Annotated in this window: 36 protein-coding genes; all 36 read left to right on the forward strand. The window is 39.2% G+C overall.

Annotated elements, in window-relative coordinates:
- Positions 1 to 87 precede the first annotated feature (87 nt).
- A complete protein-coding gene (rpsL, locus tag LWP20_RS03285; protein WP_162346205.1) occupies positions 88 to 501 on the forward strand; it encodes a 30S ribosomal protein S12 in 414 nt (137 codons plus the stop codon).
- 18 nt (positions 502 to 519) lie between these two features.
- Positions 520 to 987 (forward strand): 30S ribosomal protein S7, encoded by a 468-nt coding sequence (gene rpsG, locus LWP20_RS03290; protein ID WP_242926681.1) that lies wholly within the window; start codon positions 520 to 522, stop codon positions 985 to 987.
- Positions 988 to 989: 2 nt separating this feature from the next.
- The gene (gene fusA, locus LWP20_RS03295; RefSeq protein WP_242926682.1) at positions 990 to 3,092 is read left to right on the forward strand and encodes an elongation factor G; all 2,103 of its coding nucleotides are present in this window, start codon (positions 990 to 992) and stop codon (positions 3,090 to 3,092) included.
- Between the two features lie 11 nt (positions 3,093 to 3,103).
- Positions 3,104 to 3,409, forward strand: coding sequence for a 30S ribosomal protein S10 (gene rpsJ / locus LWP20_RS03300; protein ID WP_007654312.1), 306 nt, complete (start codon positions 3,104 to 3,106; stop codon positions 3,407 to 3,409).
- 180 nt (positions 3,410 to 3,589) lie between these two features.
- On the forward strand, positions 3,590 to 4,207 hold the full coding sequence (gene rplC / locus LWP20_RS03305; RefSeq protein ID WP_242926683.1) for a 50S ribosomal protein L3: 618 nt from the start codon (positions 3,590 to 3,592) through the stop codon (positions 4,205 to 4,207).
- Between the two features lies 1 nt (position 4,208).
- A complete protein-coding gene (gene rplD, locus LWP20_RS03310; protein WP_242926684.1) occupies positions 4,209 to 4,835 on the forward strand; it encodes a 50S ribosomal protein L4 in 627 nt (208 codons plus the stop codon).
- 2 nt (positions 4,836 to 4,837) lie between these two features.
- Positions 4,838 to 5,125, forward strand: a complete 288-nt coding sequence (gene rplW / locus LWP20_RS03315) for a 50S ribosomal protein L23 (protein WP_242926685.1) — start codon at positions 4,838 to 4,840, stop codon at positions 5,123 to 5,125.
- 10 nt (positions 5,126 to 5,135) lie between these two features.
- Positions 5,136 to 5,963 (forward strand): 50S ribosomal protein L2, encoded by an 828-nt coding sequence (rplB, locus tag LWP20_RS03320; protein WP_242926686.1) that lies wholly within the window; start codon positions 5,136 to 5,138, stop codon positions 5,961 to 5,963.
- Positions 5,964 to 6,242 (forward strand): 30S ribosomal protein S19, encoded by a 279-nt coding sequence (gene rpsS, locus LWP20_RS03325; RefSeq protein WP_242926687.1) that lies wholly within the window; start codon positions 5,964 to 5,966, stop codon positions 6,240 to 6,242.
- Between the two features lies 1 nt (position 6,243).
- Complete coding sequence (gene rplV / locus LWP20_RS03330; RefSeq protein WP_242926688.1) at positions 6,244 to 6,636, forward strand: 50S ribosomal protein L22; 393 nt, start codon at positions 6,244 to 6,246, stop codon at positions 6,634 to 6,636.
- A 4-nt stretch (positions 6,637 to 6,640) separates the two neighbouring features.
- Positions 6,641 to 7,405, forward strand: a complete 765-nt coding sequence (gene rpsC / locus LWP20_RS03335; protein ID WP_242926689.1) for a 30S ribosomal protein S3 — start codon at positions 6,641 to 6,643, stop codon at positions 7,403 to 7,405.
- Positions 7,406 to 7,435: 30 nt separating this feature from the next.
- Complete coding sequence (gene rplP, locus LWP20_RS03340) at positions 7,436 to 7,858, forward strand: 50S ribosomal protein L16 (RefSeq protein WP_242926690.1); 423 nt, start codon at positions 7,436 to 7,438, stop codon at positions 7,856 to 7,858.
- A 2-nt stretch (positions 7,859 to 7,860) separates the two neighbouring features.
- Entirely contained in the window at positions 7,861 to 8,061 is a 201-nt protein-coding gene (rpmC, locus tag LWP20_RS03345) for a 50S ribosomal protein L29 (RefSeq protein ID WP_242926691.1), read from the forward strand.
- 15 nt (positions 8,062 to 8,076) lie between these two features.
- Positions 8,077 to 8,334 (forward strand): 30S ribosomal protein S17, encoded by a 258-nt coding sequence (gene rpsQ / locus LWP20_RS03350; RefSeq protein ID WP_242926692.1) that lies wholly within the window; start codon positions 8,077 to 8,079, stop codon positions 8,332 to 8,334.
- Position 8,335: 1 nt separating this feature from the next.
- Entirely contained in the window at positions 8,336 to 8,704 is a 369-nt protein-coding gene (rplN, locus tag LWP20_RS03355) for a 50S ribosomal protein L14 (RefSeq protein ID WP_018476849.1), read from the forward strand.
- An 18-nt stretch (positions 8,705 to 8,722) separates the two neighbouring features.
- Entirely contained in the window at positions 8,723 to 9,046 is a 324-nt protein-coding gene (gene rplX, locus LWP20_RS03360) for a 50S ribosomal protein L24 (protein ID WP_242926693.1), read from the forward strand.
- Between the two features lies 1 nt (position 9,047).
- A complete protein-coding gene (gene rplE, locus LWP20_RS03365) occupies positions 9,048 to 9,602 on the forward strand; it encodes a 50S ribosomal protein L5 (protein ID WP_242926694.1) in 555 nt (184 codons plus the stop codon).
- Positions 9,603 to 9,606: 4 nt separating this feature from the next.
- Positions 9,607 to 9,876, forward strand: a complete 270-nt coding sequence (gene rpsN / locus LWP20_RS03370) for a 30S ribosomal protein S14 (protein WP_242926695.1) — start codon at positions 9,607 to 9,609, stop codon at positions 9,874 to 9,876.
- A gap of 91 nt (positions 9,877 to 9,967) precedes the next feature.
- Entirely contained in the window at positions 9,968 to 10,366 is a 399-nt protein-coding gene (gene rpsH, locus LWP20_RS03375) for a 30S ribosomal protein S8 (protein ID WP_242926696.1), read from the forward strand.
- Between the two features lie 14 nt (positions 10,367 to 10,380).
- The gene (gene rplF / locus LWP20_RS03380) at positions 10,381 to 10,935 is read left to right on the forward strand and encodes a 50S ribosomal protein L6 (RefSeq protein ID WP_242926697.1); all 555 of its coding nucleotides are present in this window, start codon (positions 10,381 to 10,383) and stop codon (positions 10,933 to 10,935) included.
- A gap of 8 nt (positions 10,936 to 10,943) precedes the next feature.
- Entirely contained in the window at positions 10,944 to 11,297 is a 354-nt protein-coding gene (rplR, locus tag LWP20_RS03385) for a 50S ribosomal protein L18 (RefSeq protein ID WP_242926698.1), read from the forward strand.
- A 5-nt stretch (positions 11,298 to 11,302) separates the two neighbouring features.
- Entirely contained in the window at positions 11,303 to 11,821 is a 519-nt protein-coding gene (gene rpsE / locus LWP20_RS03390) for a 30S ribosomal protein S5 (protein ID WP_242926699.1), read from the forward strand.
- 5 nt (positions 11,822 to 11,826) lie between these two features.
- On the forward strand, positions 11,827 to 12,006 hold the full coding sequence (gene rpmD, locus LWP20_RS03395; protein ID WP_242926700.1) for a 50S ribosomal protein L30: 180 nt from the start codon (positions 11,827 to 11,829) through the stop codon (positions 12,004 to 12,006).
- Position 12,007: 1 nt separating this feature from the next.
- The gene (gene rplO, locus LWP20_RS03400; protein ID WP_242926701.1) at positions 12,008 to 12,454 is read left to right on the forward strand and encodes a 50S ribosomal protein L15; all 447 of its coding nucleotides are present in this window, start codon (positions 12,008 to 12,010) and stop codon (positions 12,452 to 12,454) included.
- 4 nt (positions 12,455 to 12,458) lie between these two features.
- Positions 12,459 to 13,775 carry a preprotein translocase subunit SecY gene (secY, locus tag LWP20_RS03405; protein ID WP_242926702.1) on the forward strand — a complete coding sequence of 439 codons (1,317 nt, stop codon included), beginning with the start codon at positions 12,459 to 12,461 and terminating at the stop codon, positions 13,773 to 13,775.
- Position 13,776: 1 nt separating this feature from the next.
- On the forward strand, positions 13,777 to 14,547 hold the full coding sequence (gene map / locus LWP20_RS03410) for a type I methionyl aminopeptidase (RefSeq protein WP_242926703.1): 771 nt from the start codon (positions 13,777 to 13,779) through the stop codon (positions 14,545 to 14,547).
- A gap of 3 nt (positions 14,548 to 14,550) precedes the next feature.
- Complete coding sequence (gene infA, locus LWP20_RS03415; RefSeq protein WP_018476861.1) at positions 14,551 to 14,769, forward strand: translation initiation factor IF-1; 219 nt, start codon at positions 14,551 to 14,553, stop codon at positions 14,767 to 14,769.
- Positions 14,770 to 14,774: 5 nt separating this feature from the next.
- On the forward strand, positions 14,775 to 14,891 hold the full coding sequence (gene rpmJ, locus LWP20_RS03420; protein WP_007654264.1) for a 50S ribosomal protein L36: 117 nt from the start codon (positions 14,775 to 14,777) through the stop codon (positions 14,889 to 14,891).
- Between the two features lie 11 nt (positions 14,892 to 14,902).
- Positions 14,903 to 15,280 (forward strand): 30S ribosomal protein S13, encoded by a 378-nt coding sequence (gene rpsM, locus LWP20_RS03425; RefSeq protein ID WP_242926704.1) that lies wholly within the window; start codon positions 14,903 to 14,905, stop codon positions 15,278 to 15,280.
- Between the two features lie 9 nt (positions 15,281 to 15,289).
- Positions 15,290 to 15,682, forward strand: a complete 393-nt coding sequence (gene rpsK, locus LWP20_RS03430; protein WP_242926705.1) for a 30S ribosomal protein S11 — start codon at positions 15,290 to 15,292, stop codon at positions 15,680 to 15,682.
- Between the two features lie 24 nt (positions 15,683 to 15,706).
- Positions 15,707 to 16,312 carry a 30S ribosomal protein S4 gene (rpsD, locus tag LWP20_RS03435; RefSeq protein WP_242926706.1) on the forward strand — a complete coding sequence of 202 codons (606 nt, stop codon included), beginning with the start codon at positions 15,707 to 15,709 and terminating at the stop codon, positions 16,310 to 16,312.
- Between the two features lie 37 nt (positions 16,313 to 16,349).
- The gene (locus LWP20_RS03440; RefSeq protein WP_242926707.1) at positions 16,350 to 17,339 is read left to right on the forward strand and encodes a DNA-directed RNA polymerase subunit alpha; all 990 of its coding nucleotides are present in this window, start codon (positions 16,350 to 16,352) and stop codon (positions 17,337 to 17,339) included.
- Positions 17,340 to 17,408: 69 nt separating this feature from the next.
- Complete coding sequence (gene rplQ / locus LWP20_RS03445) at positions 17,409 to 17,900, forward strand: 50S ribosomal protein L17 (protein WP_242926708.1); 492 nt, start codon at positions 17,409 to 17,411, stop codon at positions 17,898 to 17,900.
- Positions 17,901 to 17,976: 76 nt separating this feature from the next.
- The gene (carA, locus tag LWP20_RS03450) at positions 17,977 to 19,083 is read left to right on the forward strand and encodes a glutamine-hydrolyzing carbamoyl-phosphate synthase small subunit (RefSeq protein ID WP_242926709.1); all 1,107 of its coding nucleotides are present in this window, start codon (positions 17,977 to 17,979) and stop codon (positions 19,081 to 19,083) included.
- A gap of 20 nt (positions 19,084 to 19,103) precedes the next feature.
- Positions 19,104 to 20,381 (forward strand): phosphopyruvate hydratase, encoded by a 1,278-nt coding sequence (gene eno / locus LWP20_RS03455; RefSeq protein ID WP_242926710.1) that lies wholly within the window; start codon positions 19,104 to 19,106, stop codon positions 20,379 to 20,381.
- Positions 20,382 to 20,472: 91 nt separating this feature from the next.
- Positions 20,473 to 20,775 carry an FtsB family cell division protein gene (locus tag LWP20_RS03460; protein ID WP_242926711.1) on the forward strand — a complete coding sequence of 101 codons (303 nt, stop codon included), beginning with the start codon at positions 20,473 to 20,475 and terminating at the stop codon, positions 20,773 to 20,775.
- Positions 20,776 to 20,845: the final 70 nt, after the last annotated feature.

Raw genomic sequence — 20,845 nt, forward strand, 5'->3', positions numbered from 1 at the left:
AATTAAAATTTTGAATTTGCAAAGTGATTTTTATACCTTTGCAGACCAAAATTTAGAGTGGAAAAATCTATAATTAACAGATTGTAAATGCCTACTATACAGCAATTAGTAAGAAAGGGAAGAGAGAAATTAACGTCAAAATCAAAATCTCCTGCCCTAGATTCATGCCCACAGCGCCGTGGAGTATGTACAAGAGTATATACTACTACACCTAAGAAGCCAAACTCTGCTATGCGTAAAGTAGCAAGGGTAAGACTTACAAATGGAAAAGAAGTTAACGCTTATATTCCAGGTGAAGGTCACAACTTGCAAGAGCACTCAATTGTGCTTATCAGAGGTGGTAGAGTAAAAGACCTTCCTGGTGTACGTTATCACATAGTACGTGGTGCTCTGGATACAGCCGGTGTTAATGGCCGTCTTCAGTCACGTTCTAAGTATGGTGCTAAGAGACCAAAGCCAGGCCAGGCTCCAGCTGCTGCAGGAAAAGGTAAAAAGAAATAATTTATATAGTATAATACAATGAGAAAAGCAAAGCCGAAGAGTAGAATTCTCCTTCCAGATCCAAAATATAAAGAGACATTGGTAACACGTTTTGTTAATTACCTGATGGTAGATGGCAAAAAGAGTGTTGCTTATGGTATCTTCTATGACGCTGTAGATCTAGTAGAGCAAAGAACAAAAGAAAACGGTCTTGAAACTTTCAAAAAGGCATTGAATAACATCATGCCAAGTGTGGAAGTTAAGAGCCGTAGAGTTGGAGGAGCTACTTTCCAAGTGCCGACTGAGGTTAGACCTGACCGCAGAGTATCTCTAGGAATCAAATGGATGATTTCCTACTCGCGCAAAAGAGGCGAGAAAACAATGAAAGACAAATTAGCAGGTGAGATTATTGCAGCTGCTAAAGGTGAAGGTGCTGCCGTGAAGAAGAAAGACGATACACACAGAATGGCAGAGGCAAATAAAGCATTCTCACACTTTAGATTCTAATAATGGCACGCGATTTAAGATACACAAGAAACATAGGTATTGCTGCGCACATTGATGCCGGTAAGACTACAACAACAGAGCGTATCCTGTATTATGCAGGTAAATCGCACAAGATTGGTGAAGTGCACGAAGGTGCAGCCACCATGGACTGGATGGAGCAGGAGCAGGAGCGTGGTATCACGATCACTTCAGCTGCAACAACAGTTAACTGGAACTATAGAAATAATGATTATCATATAAACATTATTGATACTCCGGGCCACGTGGACTTTACGGTAGAAGTAAACCGCTCACTACGTGTACTTGATGGTCTAGTATTCCTATTCAGTGCTGTTGATGGCGTTGAGCCACAGTCAGAAACTAACTGGCGCCTTGCCGATAACTATAAAGTAGCTCGTATCGGTTTCGTTAATAAAATGGACCGTTCTGGTGCTGATTTCCTTGCAGTTTGTAAGCAGGTAAAAGAAATGCTTGGCAGTAATGCCGTAGCACTTCAGCTTCCAATTGGTGCAGAAGATAACTTTAAAGGGGTAGTTGACCTGGTAAACTTTAGAGGTATTCAGTGGAACGAGCATGATAAAGGTATGACCTTCACAGAGGTTCCTATTCCGGATGATATGCTGGAAGAAGCTGAAGAGTACAGAGAGAAGTTACTGGAAGCAGTAGCTGATTACGATGAGAGGTTAATGGAGAAATACTTCGATGATCCGGCTTCGATTACTGAAGATGAGATTATCGCAGCTCTTCGTGCCGCAACTATAGATATGGCAATTGTACCAATGCTTTGTGGTTCTTCTTTCAAGAACAAAGGCGTTCAAACAATGCTTGACTACGTAATGGCGCTTTGCCCTTCTCCTATGGACAAGGAAAGCATCATTGGTACAAACCCTGATACAGGCGAAGAAGTATCAAGAAAACCAAGCGAAAGCGAGCCATTTGCCGGATTAGCATTTAAAATTGCAACTGACCCTTATGTAGGTCGCCTATGCTTTGTTCGTGCTTATTCAGGTGTATTAGATTCAGGTTCATACGTATTCAATACACGTTCGAATAACAAAGAGCGTATATCACGTATTTTCCAGATGCACGCTAACAAGCAAAACCAAATTGATAAACTTGGTGCTGGTGATATCGGTGCAGTAGTAGGTTTCAAAGACATCAAAACAGGAGATACACTTTGCGATCAGAATGCAAAGATCGTTCTTGAGTCAATGGAATTCCCTGAGCCAGTAATTGGATATGCAATTGAGCCGAAAACTCAGGCTGACTCTGATAAAATGGGTATGGCTATTGCCAAACTTGTTGAAGAAGATCCAACACTTCAGGTGAATACAGACGAGGAAACTGGTCAGACAATTCTGCGTGGTATGGGAGAGCTTCACTTGGAGATCATCATCGACCGTATGAAGCGTGAGTTCAAGGTTGAACTTAACCAGGGTGCGCCTCAGGTTGCTTATAAAGAGACTATCACTAAATCTGTAGAACACAGAGAGGTATTTAAAAAGCAGTCAGGTGGTCGTGGTAAATTTGCGGATATCGTGTTCACAATGGGACCACGTGAAGATGGCAAGCCAGGACTTGAATTTGAAAATGCTATCGTAGGGGGTGTAATTCCAAGAGAATTTATTCCTGCAGTTCAGAAAGGTTTTGAAGATTCAATGAAGAACGGTATTCTTGCTGGCTTCCCTGTTGATTCAATGAAAGTACGTTTATTCCACGGTTCTTTCCACGATGTTGACTCTGATTCGCTGTCATTCGAATTAGCTGCACGTCAGGGGTTCAAAGAAGCTGGAAAGCAATGTGCGCCAAAACTTCTTGAGCCAATTATGGCAGTGGACGTAGTTACTCCAGATGAGTATACTGGTCCGGTAACAGGTGACTTGAACAGAAGAAGAGGTATCATGAAAGGTATGGATACTAAAGGTACATCAACAGTAGTAAAAGCTGATGTTCCACTTTCAGAACTTTTCGGATACGTGACTGATCTTCGTACAATCACTTCAGGAAGAGCCACTGCTTCACTTACTTTCTCACACTATGAGCAAGTACCACAGAACTTAGCAGATGGCATTATTGCAAAATTGAAAGGAACTGCAGCTAAATAGTAGTAAAAATAATGAATCAGAAAATCAGAATTAAGCTAAAGTCTTACGACCATAACCTGGTAGACAAATCTTCTGAGAAGATTGTAAAAGCAGTAAAAGCTACAGGTGCCATCGTAAGCGGACCAATTCCTCTTCCAACAGAAAAGGATAAATTCACAGTACTACGTTCACCACACGTTAACAAAAAGTCACGTGAGCAGTTTCAGCTTTGCACTTACAAGCGCTTGGTAGATATCTATTCAACAAGCTCTAAAACAGTAGATGCTTTAATGAAATTAGAACTTCCAAGCGGAGTTGATGTTGAGATCAAAGTTTGATAATACAACAGTTATAAAAAAAGGAGAGCTAAGAAATTAGCTCTCCTTTTTTTATAACTACATGATTAATAAATATTTTTGACAAAACTTGTTACGAGAGTTTAAATTTTATTAACTTTGCACTCCCTTAGCGAAAACTATAGGGAAGAAATTGTTATATCCATCTTAAAAAAAAGTTGAATGCCTGGAATTATCGGTAAAAAAATCGGAATGACAAGCCTCTTCACAGCAGATGGTAAATACACACCAGTTACGCTTATTCAAGCAGGCCCGTGTGTAGTTACTCAGGTGAAGACAGTAGAGACTGACGGCTATGAAGCTGTACAGCTTGGCTACGGCGACAAGAAGTTAAAAAGAGTAACTAAAGCGGAAGCTGGACATTACAAGAAAGCAAATACTGCTGCTAAGAAAAAAGTAGCAGAATTTGATGCTGAAGGCACTACACTGAATCTTGGTGATTTAGTAGACGCTAGCCTGTTCGAAGAAGGTGAATTTGTTGATGTTGTTGGTACATCAAAAGGTAAAGGTTTTCAAGGCGTAGTTAAGCGTCATAACTTTGCCGGTGTGGGTGGTCAGACTCACGGTCAGCACAACAGAGCTAGACACCCTGGTTCTATTGGTGCTTGTTCTTGGCCTTCAAGAGTGTTCAAAGGAATGCGCATGGCAGGCAGAATGGGTGGTAATAGAGTGAAGGTTCAGAACTTAACTGTAGTACGAGTTATTGCAGATAAAAACCTTTTAGTAGTTAGTGGCTCTGTACCAGGTGCCAAAAATTCTTACGTGTTAATTGAGAAATAAAATGGAGCTTTCTGTATTCAATATTAAAGGTGAAGATACAGGTAGAAAGGTAACACTTTCTGATGCTGTTTTTGGTGTTGAGCCAAACCAGCATGCAATGTATCTTGACGTGAAGCAGTACCTGGCGAATCAGAGACAAGGTACACATAAGTCGAAAGAGCGAAACGAAGTAGCTGGTTCAACTAAGAAGATTAAAAAACAAAAGGGTACAGGTGGTGCTCGTGCAGGTAGCTTGAAATCTCCTGTGTTTGTTGGTGGTGGTAGAGTATTTGGTCCAAAACCAAGAAACTACAGCTTTAAACTTAACAAAAAGTCTAAGGCTGCTGCTCGTATCTCTGCACTTTCTCTTCTTGCTCGTGATAGCAAACTGTCTTTGATAGAGTCTTTCAATTTTGATGCTCCAAAGACTAAAGAATTCAAATCAATTCTGAGTAATCTAAAAGTTGAAGGCAAGTCAATGTTCATTCTGTCAGATGTTAATCAGAATGTTGTATTGTCTGGTCGCAATTTGCCTAAAGTGAAGATTGCTACAGCTAATGATATCAATACTTATGATCTTTTAAACACAGATAAAGTTTATCTGGTTGAAGATTCAATTTCAATTATTGAAAACCTCTTAAGCGCATAATGATGAACGTACTGAAAAGACCGCTTGTGACGGAAAAATTTACTGCCATGAATGAGGTTGGTAAATATGCTTTTGAGGTTGAAATCAAAGCTAATAAAGTAGAGATCAAAAAAGCAGTTGAGAAACTTTATGGTGTTACAGTTAATAAAGTAGCTACTATGAAGACTATCGGTAAAGTAAAGAGCAAGTACACTAAATCAGGTACTGTTTCTGGCCGTACTTCAGCTATCAAGAAAGCAATTGTAACCCTTAAAGAGGGTGAAGTAATAGACTTTTACAGCGGCATATAATTAAATAAAAATGGCTTTAAAAAAGTTAAGACCAATAACACCAGGTCAAAGATTTAGAGTAGCGCCTGCATTCGATGAGATTACAGCTACTACTCCTGAGAAATCTTTGTTGGCGCCGATTAAAAAATCTGGTGGACGCAATAACACAGGTAAAATGACTATGCGCTATATTGGCGGTGGTCATAAGAAGAAGTACAGAATGATCGATTTCAAGCGTACAAAGCATGGCATTCCTGCCACGGTGAAGACGATAGAATACGATCCAAACAGAACAGCTCGTATTGCTTTGGTTTACTATGCAGATGGTGAAAAAAGCTATATAATTGCTCCTTCTGGGCTTCAGGTTGGTACAGAAATCGTTTCAGGTCCTGGTATCGCACCAGAAGTTGGAAACTGCCTTCCTTTATCTGATATTCCTCTTGGTACAATAATTCACAACATTGAGTTGCAGCCAGGTAATGGCGCTACATTAGCAAGAAGTGCAGGTTCTTATGCACAGCTTGTAGCAAGAGAAGGTCGTTATGCAACAATTAAGCTTCCTTCAGGTGAATTAAGAATGGTATTAGTAACATGTTATGCTACTATAGGTACTGTTTCTAACTCTGATCATATGAATGTTAAGATCGGTAAAGCTGGTCGTAACAGATGGTTAGGTAAACGTCCTCGTGTAAGAGGTGTTGCAATGAACCCGGTTGATCACCCTATGGGTGGTGGTGAAGGTAAATCTTCAGGAGGTCAGCCTCGTTCACGCAAAGGTTTATACTCAAAAGGTCTTAAGACTAGAAACAAGAATAAATATTCTGAAAAGCTTATAGTAAATAGAGGAAAGAAAAAATAAATGGCTAGATCATTAAAAAAAGGGCCTTATATTGACTATAGGCTTGAAAAGAAAGTTGACGTGATGAATGAGGCTGGTAAGAAAACAGTTATCAAAACATGGTCACGCAGATCGATGATTTCTCCTGAATTCGTAGGTCACACATTTGCAGTACATAATGGTAATAAGTTTATTCCTGTTTATGTTACTGAAAACATGGTAGGCCATAAATTAGGTGAATTTGCACCTACCAGAAACTTTAGAGGTCACATTGCTAAAAAAGATAAAGGCAAGCGTTAAGATGGAAGCAGTAGCAAAACTAAATAATGTGCCTACTTCTCCTCGTAAAATGAGATTAGTAGCAGGCTTAGTACGCGGTAAGAGCGTAACTAAAGCGCTAGGATTGTTGAAGTTCGAAGCTAATTCTGGTGCTGCCAAAATTGAAAAGCTTTTATTATCTGCTTTAGCAAACTGGCAACAAAAAAATGAAGATGCTCGCATCGAAGATGCAAACCTTTACATCAAAGAAATATTTGTTGATGAAGGTAAAATGTTAAAGCGTCTTCGTCCAGCTCCACAAGGACGTGGTCATAGAATCAGAAAGCGTTCAAATCATGTTACTGTTATCGTTGATAGCATGACGGATGAACAAATAGAGCAGCAATCAAAGAAATCTAAAAAAGCCAACAAGTAAGAAAATGGGACAGAAAGTAAATCCAATCGGTTTTCGACTAGGAGTTATCAAAGGCTGGGATTCTAACTGGTATGGTGGAAAAGATTTCGCTGAAAAACTGGTAGAAGACGAGAAAATCAGAAAATATATTTTAGCTCGTATCCCTAAAGGCGGTATTTCTAAAATCATTATTGAAAGAACGCTTAAGCGCATCACTATCACAATAAATACAGCTAGACCAGGTGTTGTTATTGGTAAAGGTGGACAAGAGGTAGATAAGATCAAGGAAGAACTAAAGAAGCTTACTAGCAAAGATGTTCAAATTAACATTTTTGAAATTAAGCGTCCAGAACTTGATGCTAAACTTGTAGGTGAGTCTATTGCTCAGCAGTTACAAGCTCGTATCTCTTTCCGTCGTGCCATGAAGCAAGCTATAGCTTCTGCTTTACGTGTTGGTGCTGAAGGCATCAAAGTTCAGGTTTCAGGTCGTTTAGGCGGTGCTGAAATGGCAAGAACTGAGCACTACAAAGAAGGTAGAACTCCTCTTCATACACTGCGTGCTGATATTGACTATGCACTGTCTGAAGCACAGACTGTATATGGCAAGCTTGGTATTAAGGTATGGATCTTTAAAGGCGAAGTTTACGGCAAAAAAGATCTTTCACCTAATGCAGGTATGGAAGCTAAAGGTGGCCCTGGTGGCGCACCAAGTGGTGATAGACGTGGTGGTAACAGCCGTAAAAAAACGGATGGTGCTGCACCAAAGCGCAATAACAAGCGTCGTCAATAATTGATTGTAAACATTATTATAATTTAGAAAATGTTACAGCCTAAAAGGACTAAATATAGAAAAATGCAAAAAGGCCGCGTGAAAGGTCTGGCTCATAGAGGCAGTACTATTTCATTTGGTTCATTTGCAATAAAATCTCTAGAAGCTTCTTGGATTACAAGCCGTCAGATTGAATCGGCTCGTATTGCCATGACAAGAGCAATGAAACGTGAAGGTCAGGTTTGGATTCGTATTTTCCCTGACAAGCCTATTACCAAAAAGCCTGCAGAGGTTCGTATGGGTAAGGGTAAAGGTTCTCCAGAGTATTGGGTAGCCGTTGTTAAGCCTGGTACTATCATGTTTGAATCTGATGGTGTTACTTTAGAGGTAGCCAAAGAGTCTCTGCGCTTAGCTGCTCAGAAACTACCTGTAAAAACAAAATTTGTTGTACGTAGGGATTACGTTGAGAATTAAAAATGAAAAATTCAGAGATCAAAGCTTTGTCTTTAGAAGAATTGAAAGAGAAGCTAAACACTGAGAACTCCAACATGCAAAACCTTCGTTTTGCACATGCAATATCTCCGTTGGAGAACCCAATGAAAATCCGTGAGACCAAGAAGGCTATAGCTCGCCTAAACACAGAGATTCGTCGTCGTGAAATTGAAGCTAACTCTTAATACTAAGTAAAAATCATGGAAGAGAGAAATCTTAGAAAAGAAAGAAGTGGTAAGGTTGTTAGCAACAAGATGGACAAGTCTATCACTGTACTAGTAGAAAGCAAAATGAAGCACCCAATGTATGGGAAATTTGTTAGCAAGTCTACTAAATTTATGGCTCACGACGAAAAGAATGAATGCAACATTGGTGACATTGTTCGCATCCAGGAGACACGTCCGCTAAGCAAGAATAAAAATTGGCGTTTAATTGAAATTGTAGAAAGGGCTAAGTAAGATGATACAGCAAGAATCAAGATTAACTGTAGCTGATAATAGTGGTGCAAAGGAAGTTCTTTGCATCCGTGTACTGGGTGGTACTGGTAAAAAGTATGCCTCTATCGGTGATAGAATTGTAGTAACTGTAAAGTCTGCGCTTTCTTCAGGTAACGTTAAAAAAGGTACTGTTTCTAAAGCAGTGATTGTTAGAACGAAAAAAGAGATTAGAAGAAAAGATGGATCTTACATTCGTTTTGACGACAATGCCGCTGTTCTATTGAATGCTAACAATGAACCACGTGGTACGCGTATCTTTGGACCGGTTGCACGTGAACTTCGTGAAAAGCAATTCATGAAAATTGTTTCGTTAGCACCTGAAGTTCTTTAATCATTAATTAGAATCGAAATGAATAAGAAAAAACTTCATGTTAAAACTGGCGATACAGTAAAAGTAATTGCTGGTGATGAACGTGGTAAAACAGGAAAAGTAATAGCTGTTAAAACTGATACAGGAAAAGTAGTTATCGAAGGATTAAACCTGGTAACTAAACATTCTAAGCCAAGTGCTAAAAATCCGCAAGGAGGTATTAGCAAGATTGAAGCCCCTGTACATGCAAGTAACGTTATGTTAGTAGATCCAAAAACAGGCGCTACTACTAAAAGTGGTACTAGAAAAAACAGCGAAGGTAAATCAGAGCGTTATTCTAAAAAGACAGGAGAAGTAATCTAAGATGGCTACTACAAGATTAAAAGATAAATATCAGAAAGAGGTAGTTCCTGCATTACAAGAGAAGTTCCAGTATAAGAACATCATGCAGGTGCCTAAGATCACTAAGATCTCTATCAATAAAGGAATTGGTGCTGCAGTTGCTGATAAGAAATTAGTTGATATTGGTGTAGAAGAATTATCTACTATAACTGGTCAGCGTGCAGTTGCAACTATAGCAAAGAAATCAGTTTCCAACTTTAAGCTTCGCGAAGGTATGCCGATTGGTGCTCGCGTAACGCTTAGAGGTGAGAAAATGTATGAATTCCTTGACCGTCTTTTGACTGTTGCTCTTCCACGTGTACGTGACTTCAGAGGTGTAAATGAAAAAGGTTTTGATGGCCGAGGTAATTATACTCTTGGTGTAAAAGAGCAGATCATTTTCCCAGAAATCAGTATTGATAAAATCAAAGCCATTAGTGGTATGGATATCACTTTTGTAACTACAGCTAAAACTGACGAAGAAAGCTATGAGTTACTTAAAGCATTTGGTATGCCTTTCACTAATATAAAGAAATAATAAAATGGCGAAAGAAGCAATCAAAGCTAGAGAGCTTAAAAGACAAAAGATGGTAGCTAAATATGCTGCCAAAAGAGCTGAACTGAAAGCAAAAGGAGATTACGAAGGATTAGATAAACTTCCTAAAAACGCTTCTCCTGTAAGATTACATAATCGTTGCAAGCTTTCAGGAAGACCACGTGGTTACATGAGAAAATTCGGAATTTCTCGTGTTGTGTTCAGAGAATTAGCCGTTATGGGTAAGATTCCTGGTGTAACTAAGTCAAGCTGGTAATTTTTTCTTAATACATAAAGAAAATAAGCAAGATATTTGTATCTTTGCGGCTCGCTTATTAAAAAGCATTCATTATTTAAGTGAATTCATAATGAACTCAGATCCAATAGCAGATTATTTAACTAGAGTGCGTAACGCTATCAAAGCTAACCACAGGATAGTTGAAGTACCATCTAGCAACATTAAGAAAGAAATAACTAAAGTACTTTACGATAAAGGGTACATCCAGAGTTACAAGTTTGATGACTCTTCTGTACAAGGTACTATTAAAATTGCTCTAAAGTATAACCCAAGCACTAAGCAGTCTGCTATTGTGAAACTTGAGCGTATTAGTAAGCCTGGGTTACGTAAATACACTGGTGGAGATAACTTGCCTCGCGTTCTTAACGGTTTAGGAATTGCGATCTTGTCTACTTCAAAAGGTGTAATGACAGAAAAAGAAGCTAAATCACTGAATATCGGTGGTGAAGTGTTGTGTTACGTTTACTAATAGGAGGATAGACAATGTCACGTATAGGAAAATTGCCAATCAACCTTCCAAGCAACATCACTTTAACAGTAGGTGAAGATAACCTGGTAACGGTTGCCGGACCAAAAGGTACTCTTAGTACTCCTGTTAACAAGGATATTATTGTTAAGCAGGAAGATAACCAAATTGTGGTTGAGCGCCCTACTGAGCAAAAACGTCATAAAGCTATGCATGGCCTTTACAGATCATTGATCAATAACATGGTTATTGGTGTGAGTGAAGGTTATAAAGAGCAGTTAGAACTTGTAGGTGTTGGTTATAAAGCAACAGTTCAAGGTAGTGTTCTTGAGCTTGCACTTGGTTACTCTCACAACATTTTCATGACTATGCCAACTGAGGTTACTGCTTCTGCTGTAACTGAAAAAGGTAAAGCTCCAGTTATAACTTTAGAGAGCAACGATAAGCAACTTTTAGGTCAGGTTGCAGCTAAAATCAGATCACTACGCAAAGTAGAACCTTACAAAGGTAAAGGTATCCGTTTTGTTGGTGAAGTAGTAAGAAGAAAAGCTGGTAAAACAGCATCTAAATAATCATCATCATGTCTGCTAATAAAGTACAAAGAAGACTTAGAATTAAGAGAAGCATCAGAAACAAGATTTCTGGTACTCCTGAAAGACCAAGATTATCTGTATTCAGAAGCAATAAAGCTATCTATGCACAGATCATCGATGACACTACCGGCAAAACGCTGGTAGCTGCTTCTTCAGCTAAACTTGATGATGCTGCTGCTACAGCTAATATTGAAGTATCTAATCGTGTAGGTAAGGAAATTGCTGCTAAAGCTCTGGAAAAAGGAATCAATCAAGTAGTTTTTGATCGTTCTGGTTACCTCTACCATGGTAAAGTTAAATCATTGGCAGAAGGCGCACGCGAAGCTGGCCTTAAATTCTAATAATTATGTTGAAGAATAATATAAGAAGCGTAAAGGCTAGCGAGATTGAGCTCAAAGAGAAAGTTGTTGCTATCAATCGTGTTGCCAAAGTTGTTAAAGGTGGTAGAAGATTTAGTTTTGCTGCCATTGTAGTAGTAGGTGATGGTAATGGTGTTGTTGGTTATGGTTTAGGTAAAGCTAATGAAGTAACTGATGCCATTGCTAAAGGTATTGATGATGCAAAGAAGAACTTAGTTAAAGTTCCACTTTATCACCATACTGTTCCTCATTCTATGGAGGGCAAATATTCAGGTGGTTTCGTTTTAGTTAAACCAGCTGCACCTGGTACAGGTGTTATTGCCGGTGGTGCTATGCGTGCAGTATTAGAAAGTGCAGGTATTAAAGACGTACTTTGCAAATCAAAAGGTTCTTCAAACCCTCATAACGTGGTTAAAGCTACTTTTGATGCTCTTTCTAAAATGCGTGATCCTCTTGCAGTTGCTCAGCAACGTGGTGTAAATCTTCAGAAAGTTTTTAACGGTTAATTGTCATGGCTCAGGTAACGATAAGACAGATTAAAAGCATAATTGACAGACCTAAGAATCAGAAGCTTACAATTAAAGCACTTGGCTTAGGCAAAATCAATAAGTCAGTAACTGTTGAAAATACTCCACAGATTGCTGGAATGATCAATAAAGTTCATAATTTAGTAGAAGTAAAAGAGATTTAATATGTATCTAAGCGCATTACAACCTGCAGAAGGAGCGATAAAGTCTCGTAAAAGAATAGGCCGTGGTACTGGTTCTGGTAGAGGGGGTACTTCTACAAGAGGACATAAGGGTGCTAAGTCTCGTTCTGGATATTCTCAAAAATCTGGTTTTGAAGGTGGTCAGATGCCTCTTCAAAGACGTGTTCCTAAATACGGCTTTAAGAATATCAATAGAGTAGAGTATAAAGCTATTAACTTAGATGTTATACAATCTCTTGCGGACAACAGTACTGAAACTATCTTTAACTTTGATTTCTTCAAAGCTCATGGATTAGTTTCTAAAAATGATAAAATAAAAGTATTAGGTAGAGGCGAGTTGAATAAGGCAATTGAGATTCACGCTCACGCTTTCTCTCAAACAGCAACTACTTCTATCGAAAACGCAGGCGGCAAAACTGTAGCTCTTTAATTGTATGAAGAAGTTTATAACAACTATTAAGAACATTTTCGCTATTGATGACCTTCGGGTAAGGATTTTAAATACCCTTGGCTTCATAGCAATATTCAGATTAGGTTCTTATGTTGTTCTTCCAGGCATAGATCCAACTCAACTTCAAGCTAATACCGCTGGATTGTTTGGATTGTTAGATACTTTCTTAGGTGGTGCATTTAGTAATGCATCCATCTTTGCTTTAGGTATAATGCCTTATATTTCGGCTTCTATCGTTTTACAATTATTGACTATTGCCGTTCCTTATTTTCAAAAGATGCAGAAGGAGGGTGAGTCTGGTAGAAAAAAAATCAACCAAATCACCCGAGTTCTTACTATCATTATAACACTTGCACAGGCTGTTGGGTTTGTTGCAACTATTAATAATGAAGCTATAGCTATAAACCATACTTTATTCACTATCACATCAATGATAGTGCTTACATCCGGTACCATATTTTGTATGTGGCTAGGTGAAAAGATAACAGATAAAGGAATTGGTAATGGTATCTCTATGCTTATTATGATAGGTATAGTTTCCAGATTACCTGGCGCCTTAGTACAGGAGGCACTTTCAAAGCAATTAAATGGAGCACTAGTTTTCTTAGTAGAGATTGTTGTTTTGTTCTTTGTGGTTATGTCTGTTGTAATGCTTACTCAGGCTATTCGCAGAATACCTGTACAATATGCTAAGCAAGTTGGAGGAAGTTCTTTATATAGTGGTCAAAGACAGTTTATTCCTTTGAAAGTAAATGCTGCTGGTGTAATGCCTATAATCTTTGCTCAATCATTAATGTTTTTACCATCGATGATTGCTTCAATTTGGGCTAACACAAATGAAACTGCTAACTATATAGGATCTACTTTCTCTGATTATACTTCATGGCAATATAATCTGGTGTTCGGTCTAATGATTCTAATCTTCACGTATTTTTATACTGCGATAAGCGTTAACCCGAATCAGATTGCTGATGATTTAAAAAGAAGTGGAGGCTTTGTGCCTGGAGTTAAGCCTGGTAAAGCAACTTCGGAATATATTGATAATATTCTAACTAAAATTACCCTTCCTGGCGCTATTTATTTAGCATTGGTAGCTATTGCTCCATCAATTGCTATGCTTTTAGGAGTAACAAGAGAATTTTCTCAATTCTTTGGCGGTACTTCTTTAATTATTATGGTTGGTGTAGTGTTAGATACATTACAACAAGTTGAAAGCTACTTATTAATGCGCCACTATGATGGTATGATGAAATCTGGGAAACTACGTGGTAGAACAGAGAATATCGCCATGGTTTCTTAGCATGATATATTACAAAACAGAAGAAGAAATTGAGTTAATTCGCCAGAGTGCTTTGATATTAAGCAAAGCACATGGCGAAATTGCTCTTCATATAAAAGAAGGTGTTCCAACTATAAAATTGGATAAAAGGGCTGAAGAATTTATTAAAGATCATAAAGCGCAGCCTTCTTTTAAGAACTATAATGGGTTTCCTTATAGTTTATGTATTTCAGTAAACTCTACTGTAGTTCATGGCATGCCAGGTTCTTATGAACTAAAAGATGGTGATGTTATTTCAGTAGATGGTGGAGTTCTTTTTAATGGTTATCATAGTGATTCTGCTTACACACATGCTGTAGGTAATGTTTCAGAAGAAGTTTCTAACCTTTTATCTGTTACTAAAGAGTCATTATACAAAGGAATAGAGCAAGCAATTGTTGGTTCAAGAATGGGGGACTTAGGTTATGCTATACAAAAGCATGCTGAGTCTCATGGCTATTCTGTAGTAAGGGAGCTTGTCGGCCATGGAATTGGTAAAAGCTTACATGAAGCGCCAGAAGTACCAAATTACGGCAAGCGCGGCCAAGGCATGAAATTATTGAATGGCCTTGTGCTTGCAATTGAACCAATGATAAATTTAGGTGTTCGTCATATAGTACAGGAAGATGACGGATGGACTATCCGGACAAGGGATCATAAACCTTCAGCTCATTTTGAGCATACTGTTGTAGTAAGAAAGGATAAAGCCGAGATTTTAACAACTTTTGAATATATAGAACAAGCTAAACAATAATAAATGGCGAAGCAGTCCTCTATCGAACAAGACGGTACCATCATAGAAGCATTATCGAATGCTATGTTCCGGGTAGAGTTAGAAAATGGTCATCAGGTAGTTGCTCATATTTCTGGTAAAATGAGAATGAATTACATTAAGATTTTACCCGGAGATAGAGTTAAACTGGAAATGTCTCCTTATGATCTTACCAAAGGCAGAATTGTTTATCGATATAAATAAATACAATGAAAGTCAAAGCATCAGTAAAAAAGAGAAGTGCTGAATGTAAAGTTATCCGCCGTAAGGGGAAACTTTATGTAATCAACAAAAAAAATCCAAGATACAAACAAAGACAAGGATAATTTAAAGTAGTATGGCAAGAATAGCAGGAGTAGATATTCCGGATAACAAAAGAGGTGAGATTTCTTTGACCTACATCTTTGGTATTGGTCGTAGATTGTCTCAGACAATTCTTACTAAAGCCGGGGTGGATCTTGACAAGAAAGTAAAAGACTGGACTGAAGACGAAGCCAGTGAGATCAGAAATATTATAGCAGCTGATCATAAAGTTGAAGGTGTTCTTAAGTCAGAAGTGCAGTTGCACATTAAGCGTCTTATGGATATCGGTAGCTATCGTGGATTGAGACACCGTAAAGGTTTGCCAGTTCGTGGTCAGCGTACTAAAAACAACACTCGTACCAGAAAAGGTAAGCGTAAGACAGTTGCTAATAAGAAGAAAGCTTCTAAATAATATTTGATCATGGCTCAGAAAAGAAAAGATAAAGCAAAAAAGCGTGTTGTGGTTGTTGAATCAACTGGCCAAGTACACATCAAAGCTTCTTTCAATAATATCATTATCTCAGTAACCAATAACGCAGGACAAGTTATCTCTTGGGCTTCTGCTGGTAAAATGGGTTTCAAAGGTTCTAAAAAGAACACTCCTTACGCTGCACAAATGGCAGCTTCAGATTGCGCTAAGGTTGCTTATGACCTGGGTATGCGTAAAGCTGAAGTTTTTGTTAAAGGTCCTGGTGCAGGTAGAGAGTCCGCCATCCGTACTGTACAAAATGCAGGTATCGAGGTAACAACTATCAAAGATGTTACTCCACTACCTCACAACGGATGTCGTCCTCCAAAACGCAGAAGAGTTTAATCTATCTAATTCGATTTATTAATTATGGCAAGATATACTGGTCCTAAAAGTAAAATCTCTAGAAAATTTAACGAAGAGATTTTCGGCCCAAGCAAAGCATTAAAGAAGAAGAGCTATCCTCCAGGGATGCACGGCCGTGGCCGTCGTAAGAAGCAATCTGAATATGCTATACAGTTAGCTGAAAAGCAAAAAGCAAAATATATCTATGGTATGCTTGAGAAGCAGTTTGCAAACCTGTTCGACAAAGCTCATAGAAAAGGTGGTATCACAGGTGAAAACCTTTTGATCCTTCTTGAATCAAGATTAGATAACACTGTTTACAGATTAGGTATTGCTCCAACAAGAAGAGCTGCTCGTCAGCTAGTACTTCATAAGCATATCACTGTTAATGGTGATATCGTTAACATCCCTTCATACAGCTTGAAAGTTGGTGATGCTATAGCTGTTAGAGAGAAATCAAAGTCGCTTGAGGCTATCACTACTAGCCTTTCTGTACGTAATGCACGTCAGTTCGGATGGTTAGAGTGGAATGCTTCTGAAATGGTTGGCCAGTTTGTGTCTGCACCTCAGCGTGACCAAATCCCTGAGAAAATTCAGGAGCAGCTAATCGTCGAGCTTTACTCTAAGTAAGCAGCATAATCAATTTTTAACCTTTAACACTGCAAGTATGTCAATATTAGCATTTCAAATGCCAGAGAAAGTTGTGATGGAAAAAGCCGACGACTTTCATGGTTTATTTGAATTCAAGCCGCTTGAAAAAGGTTACGGCGTAACCATTGGTAATGCTTTGCGAAGAATATTGCTTTCTTCTCTTGAAGGATACGCAATCACTAGCATTCGCATCCCTGGTGTACTGCATGAATTTTCGTCTGTTGAAGGCGTAGTTGAGGATGTTTCTGATATCATTCTTAACCTGAAGATGGTTCGCTTTAAGAAAATAAGCGAAGTAATTGACGATAAGATTACAGTTACCATTAGTGGCCAAGATACCTTTGCTGCTGGTGATATAAGCAAGTTTACTTCTAGTTTTGAGGTTTTAAACCCTGAACTGGTAATCTGCAATCTTGATAAGAACATGACATTAGAAGTAGAGCTTACAATTCAGAAGGGGCGTGGTTACGTTCCTGCTGATGAAAATAAGCCTGCTGACCAAGTGTTCGGTGTTATCTCTATTGATGCTATTTACACTCCTATTAAGAATGTAAAATTCAGCGTAGAGAACACACGTGTTGAGCAGAAAACTGACTACGAGAAACTTGTTCTTGATATCCAAACAGATGGTTCTATCCATCCGGAAGATGCATTAAAAGGCGCTGCCAATATCTTGATCCAGCACTTCATGCTCTTCTCAGACAACACTATGACTTTTGAAACAGCCAAGCCTGAAGAGGAGGAAGCTGTAGATGAAGAACTGCTGCACATGCGTAAGGTTCTTAAGACCTCGCTGCAAGATATGGATTTATCAGTTAGAGCTTATAACTGCCTTAAAGCAGCTGATATCAAAACACTAGGTGACCTGGTGCAACTTGATATTTCTGACATGATGAAATTCAGAAACTTCGGTAAGAAGTCGTTGACTGAGCTTGAGAATTTAGTTCAGGAGAAAGGTTTGACGTTTGGTATGGACCTTTCTAAGTATAAATTAGAAGAAGATTAATAATCCTACGGCATAATTCCCGATCCCGCTTAGGTTGATCGACGGTATGCACGTGCACAAATTACAATAATGAGACACGGTAAAAAAATAAATCACTTAGGAAGAACCGCAGCGCACCGTAAAGCGATGTTGTCAAATATGGCAGCTTCTCTTATCCTGCACAAACGCGTTTCTACTACAGTAGCTAAAGCTAAGGCACTTCGCAAGTATGTGGAGCCTCTGCTTACTAAATCAAAAAACGATACTACTCACTCTAGAAGAACTGTATTTGCTTACTTACAGGACAAAGAGTCTGTAAAAGAACTTTTTGATGAAGTAGCTGGCAAAATTGCTAACAGACCAGGTGGTTACACTCGTATTCTTAAGACTGGCTACAGACTAGGTGATAACGCAGAAATGTGTGTTATTGAGCTTGTAGACTACAACGAAGATATGATCTCTACTACTGGCGCTGCAGCTGCTGGTGCTAAGAAAACTCGTCGTCGTGCTACTACTAAGAAGAAAGATGTAGAAGCAACTGATGTAGCTACAACAACTGAAGAAACAAAAGATGCTGAATAAGCTCATTTGTTAAATATTATTAAAGGGACATGACGTAAGTCGTGTCCCTTTTTTATTTTTGTAAAAATCTTAATAAATGAAAAAACATACTTTCTCCGAGGCAATCCTTCTTTTAGAAGATGGTACAGTTTTCAAAGGCAAAAGCTTGGGGCGCATAGGTACTTCTGGCGGTGAGTTATGCTTTAATACCGGCATGACGGGTTACCAGGAGATTTTTACAGATCCGTCTTATTACGGGCAAATGGTAGTTACTACAGTATCCCATGTAGGTAACTATGGTGTACAACACGAAGAAGTGGAGTCTGATAAAGTACAAATCAGTGGTTTGGTTTGTAAAGATTTTTCTCATCATTTCTCGCGTAAAACTGCCGAAGGCTCTTTGCAGGATTATTTTGAAAAAGCCGGTGTAGTAGGAATCTGTGAAATCGATACCCGAGCTCTAGTGCGCCACATTCGTGATAAAGGTGCGATGAATGCTATTGTTTCATCTGAAATAACAGATATTGAGGAGTTACGTAATAGGCTTTCTGAAGTGCCTTCTATGGCCGGCCTAGAGCTATCTTCTCGTGTTAGTACACCTGAAACGTATGAGATGAAACCAGAGGATGTTAAGTATAAAGTAGCTGTACTTGACCTTGGTGTTAAGCGTAACAGCCTTTATAATTTTATGCAAAGAGGCTGCGAAGTGAAGGTATTCCCTTATAACACACCTTTCGAAGAAATGGAGAAGTGGAATCCGGATGGTTATTTTATTTCTAATGGCCCAGGTGATCCGGCTGCTACGCTTGATGCTGTGAATAGTGTGAAACAAATTCTTAAAGTAGAAAAACCACTGTTTGGTATTTGCATGGGCCACCAGGTACTCGCACAGGCTAATGGCATTGCGACTTATAAAATGCATAATGGCCACCGTGGTTTAAATCATCCTGTTAAGAACCTGATTACAGGTAAGTGTGAGGTTACAAGTCAGAACCATGGTTTTGTTGTGGATGCTGAGCAGATCAAAAATCATCCGGATGTAGAAGTAACCCATATTAACCTAAACGATAATACAATTGAAGGTATCCGAATAAAAGGTAAGCCTGCTTTTTCGGTACAATATCACCCGGAGTCTTCTCCAGGGCCACACGATTCGACTTACCTGTTCGATGATTTTATCGCATTACTAGAGCAAAACAAGTAAAACCATAAGAAAACTATCCGATGAGTTTAATCACAAGCATTAAAGCAAGACAGATCTTTGATTCAAGAGGAAACCCAACTGTAGAGGTTGATGTGTTAACTGAAAATGGTACGATTGGTCGTGCTGCAGTTCCATCTGGTGCTTCTACAGGTATACATGAGGCCGTAGAGCTGCGTGATGGCGACAAAAACCGTTACATGGGTAAAGGGGTAATGCAGGCTGTAAAGAATGTTAACGACAGTATAGCCGAAGAACTTATTGGCTTCCCGGTGTTTGAGCAGAACTTACTAGATAAGATCATGATCGAACTGGATGGCACTGATAACAAAAGCAAGCTGGGCGCTAATGCTATACTTGGCGTATCGCTGGCTATTGCACGTGCTGCTGCACAGGAGCTTAACATGCCGCTTTACCGTTACATTGGTGGTGTAAATGCAAATACACTGCCTGTACCAATGATGAACATTCTGAATGGTGGTAGCCATGCAGATAATGCTATCGACTTCCAGGAGTTTATGATCATGCCGGTAGGCGCGCCTTCGTTCTCTGAAGCATTGCGTATGGGCTCTGAGGTTTTCCATCACCTGAAGAGTGTACTGAAGAAAAAAGGATTGTCTACAAACGTAGGTGATGAAGGTGGCTTTGCTCCGAACATCGCTTCTAACGTTGAGGCTATCGAAGTGGTATTGCAGGCAATTGAAGCTGCAGGTTATAAGCCAGGCGATGATATGATGATCGCGATGGATGCGGCCAGCTCTGAATTCTACGATGCTGAGTCAGGACTTTATACTTTCAAAAAGTCTACAGGTGATAAGTTGAGCTCTTCTGACATGGTTAGCTACTGGGCTGACTGGACGAACAAGTACCCGATCATCTCGATTGAAGATGGTATGGCTGAAGACGACTGGAGTGGCTGGAAACAACTGACCGACGCTATCGGTAACAAAGTACAGCTGGTAGGCGATGACCTGTTTGTAACAAACGTTAACCGCCTGCAGCAAGGTATAGATCAGGGTGTGGCAAACTCTATCCTGATCAAAGTAAACCAGATTGGTACGCTAACGGAAACTATAAATGCTATTAACCTGGGCTTACGCCATGGTTATAAGAGCGTGATGAGCCACCGCTCAGGTGAAACGGAAGATAACACGATTGCTGACCTGGCAGTTGCGTTAAACACAGGCCAGATCAAAACTGGTTCTGCTTCGCGTTCTGACCGTATGGCAAAGTATAACCAGCTGCTTCGCATTGAGGAAGAACTGGCAGAAGTTGCTTATTTCCCGGGCAGAAAGTTCTAAAATCCTATCTGGTAAAATAATTATGGCTAAGGCTGTGGGTTATATAACTCACAGCCTTATTTTTGTAATAGGTCTTTAGCCAAAACACTTTATGTATAAGCGCATCCCGAAACTTTTCCGCAATTTCTACTTTGTTACTTCTGTGTTGTTTCTGGCTTGGATGATATTTTTTGACTCGAATGATTTTATTACCCAGTACCAGATGAGCAAAAAACTAAGCGACCTGGAGAACGACAAACAATATTACCTGGATAAAATAGACGAAGTACAGAAAGACCGCAAGGAGCTGATGAGTAATACGGAATTGCTGGAAAAATTTGCCCGCGAAAAGTACCTGATGAAGCGCCCGAACGAGGATGTATTTATTGTAGTGCCTAAAAAGGAAGAAGAATAAGTTTATTTTAAATGCTGCTAAGTATAAAGCCAGCATCCCATATCTGTTTACCTTAACACAGCCCCCTCCC

This window comes from Pontibacter vulgaris, assembly GCF_022758145.1.
In the GTDB taxonomy this organism is placed as follows: Bacteria; Bacteroidota; Bacteroidia; order Cytophagales; family Hymenobacteraceae; genus Pontibacter; species Pontibacter vulgaris.

What these genes read in the sequence shown, in the direction of transcription:
- rpsL (WP_162346205.1), top strand. Translation starts at nt 88, where the DNA reads ATGCCTACTATACAGCAATTAGTAAGAAAGGGAAGAGAGAAATTAACG.
- rpsG (WP_242926681.1), top strand. Translation starts at nt 520, where the DNA reads ATGAGAAAAGCAAAGCCGAAGAGTAGAATTCTCCTTCCAGATCCAAAA.
- fusA (WP_242926682.1), top strand. Translation starts at nt 990, where the DNA reads ATGGCACGCGATTTAAGATACACAAGAAACATAGGTATTGCTGCGCAC.
- rpsJ (WP_007654312.1), top strand. Translation starts at nt 3,104, where the DNA reads ATGAATCAGAAAATCAGAATTAAGCTAAAGTCTTACGACCATAACCTG.
- rplC (WP_242926683.1), top strand. Translation starts at nt 3,590, where the DNA reads ATGCCTGGAATTATCGGTAAAAAAATCGGAATGACAAGCCTCTTCACA.
- rplD (WP_242926684.1), top strand. Translation starts at nt 4,209, where the DNA reads ATGGAGCTTTCTGTATTCAATATTAAAGGTGAAGATACAGGTAGAAAG.
- rplW (WP_242926685.1), top strand. Translation starts at nt 4,838, where the DNA reads ATGAACGTACTGAAAAGACCGCTTGTGACGGAAAAATTTACTGCCATG.
- rplB (WP_242926686.1), top strand. Translation starts at nt 5,136, where the DNA reads ATGGCTTTAAAAAAGTTAAGACCAATAACACCAGGTCAAAGATTTAGA.
- rpsS (WP_242926687.1), top strand. Translation starts at nt 5,964, where the DNA reads ATGGCTAGATCATTAAAAAAAGGGCCTTATATTGACTATAGGCTTGAA.
- rplV (WP_242926688.1), top strand. Translation starts at nt 6,244, where the DNA reads ATGGAAGCAGTAGCAAAACTAAATAATGTGCCTACTTCTCCTCGTAAA.
- rpsC (WP_242926689.1), top strand. Translation starts at nt 6,641, where the DNA reads ATGGGACAGAAAGTAAATCCAATCGGTTTTCGACTAGGAGTTATCAAA.
- rplP (WP_242926690.1), top strand. Translation starts at nt 7,436, where the DNA reads ATGTTACAGCCTAAAAGGACTAAATATAGAAAAATGCAAAAAGGCCGC.
- rpmC (WP_242926691.1), top strand. Translation starts at nt 7,861, where the DNA reads ATGAAAAATTCAGAGATCAAAGCTTTGTCTTTAGAAGAATTGAAAGAG.
- rpsQ (WP_242926692.1), top strand. Translation starts at nt 8,077, where the DNA reads ATGGAAGAGAGAAATCTTAGAAAAGAAAGAAGTGGTAAGGTTGTTAGC.
- rplN (WP_018476849.1), top strand. Translation starts at nt 8,336, where the DNA reads ATGATACAGCAAGAATCAAGATTAACTGTAGCTGATAATAGTGGTGCA.
- rplX (WP_242926693.1), top strand. Translation starts at nt 8,723, where the DNA reads ATGAATAAGAAAAAACTTCATGTTAAAACTGGCGATACAGTAAAAGTA.
- rplE (WP_242926694.1), top strand. Translation starts at nt 9,048, where the DNA reads ATGGCTACTACAAGATTAAAAGATAAATATCAGAAAGAGGTAGTTCCT.
- rpsN (WP_242926695.1), top strand. Translation starts at nt 9,607, where the DNA reads ATGGCGAAAGAAGCAATCAAAGCTAGAGAGCTTAAAAGACAAAAGATG.
- rpsH (WP_242926696.1), top strand. Translation starts at nt 9,968, where the DNA reads ATGAACTCAGATCCAATAGCAGATTATTTAACTAGAGTGCGTAACGCT.
- rplF (WP_242926697.1), top strand. Translation starts at nt 10,381, where the DNA reads ATGTCACGTATAGGAAAATTGCCAATCAACCTTCCAAGCAACATCACT.
- rplR (WP_242926698.1), top strand. Translation starts at nt 10,944, where the DNA reads ATGTCTGCTAATAAAGTACAAAGAAGACTTAGAATTAAGAGAAGCATC.
- rpsE (WP_242926699.1), top strand. Translation starts at nt 11,303, where the DNA reads ATGTTGAAGAATAATATAAGAAGCGTAAAGGCTAGCGAGATTGAGCTC.
- rpmD (WP_242926700.1), top strand. Translation starts at nt 11,827, where the DNA reads ATGGCTCAGGTAACGATAAGACAGATTAAAAGCATAATTGACAGACCT.
- rplO (WP_242926701.1), top strand. Translation starts at nt 12,008, where the DNA reads ATGTATCTAAGCGCATTACAACCTGCAGAAGGAGCGATAAAGTCTCGT.
- secY (WP_242926702.1), top strand. Translation starts at nt 12,459, where the DNA reads ATGAAGAAGTTTATAACAACTATTAAGAACATTTTCGCTATTGATGAC.
- map (WP_242926703.1), top strand. Translation starts at nt 13,777, where the DNA reads ATGATATATTACAAAACAGAAGAAGAAATTGAGTTAATTCGCCAGAGT.
- infA (WP_018476861.1), top strand. Translation starts at nt 14,551, where the DNA reads ATGGCGAAGCAGTCCTCTATCGAACAAGACGGTACCATCATAGAAGCA.
- rpmJ (WP_007654264.1), top strand. Translation starts at nt 14,775, where the DNA reads ATGAAAGTCAAAGCATCAGTAAAAAAGAGAAGTGCTGAATGTAAAGTT.
- rpsM (WP_242926704.1), top strand. Translation starts at nt 14,903, where the DNA reads ATGGCAAGAATAGCAGGAGTAGATATTCCGGATAACAAAAGAGGTGAG.
- rpsK (WP_242926705.1), top strand. Translation starts at nt 15,290, where the DNA reads ATGGCTCAGAAAAGAAAAGATAAAGCAAAAAAGCGTGTTGTGGTTGTT.
- rpsD (WP_242926706.1), top strand. Translation starts at nt 15,707, where the DNA reads ATGGCAAGATATACTGGTCCTAAAAGTAAAATCTCTAGAAAATTTAAC.
- LWP20_RS03440 (WP_242926707.1), top strand. Translation starts at nt 16,350, where the DNA reads ATGTCAATATTAGCATTTCAAATGCCAGAGAAAGTTGTGATGGAAAAA.
- rplQ (WP_242926708.1), top strand. Translation starts at nt 17,409, where the DNA reads ATGAGACACGGTAAAAAAATAAATCACTTAGGAAGAACCGCAGCGCAC.
- carA (WP_242926709.1), top strand. Translation starts at nt 17,977, where the DNA reads ATGAAAAAACATACTTTCTCCGAGGCAATCCTTCTTTTAGAAGATGGT.
- eno (WP_242926710.1), top strand. Translation starts at nt 19,104, where the DNA reads ATGAGTTTAATCACAAGCATTAAAGCAAGACAGATCTTTGATTCAAGA.
- LWP20_RS03460 (WP_242926711.1), top strand. Translation starts at nt 20,473, where the DNA reads ATGTATAAGCGCATCCCGAAACTTTTCCGCAATTTCTACTTTGTTACT.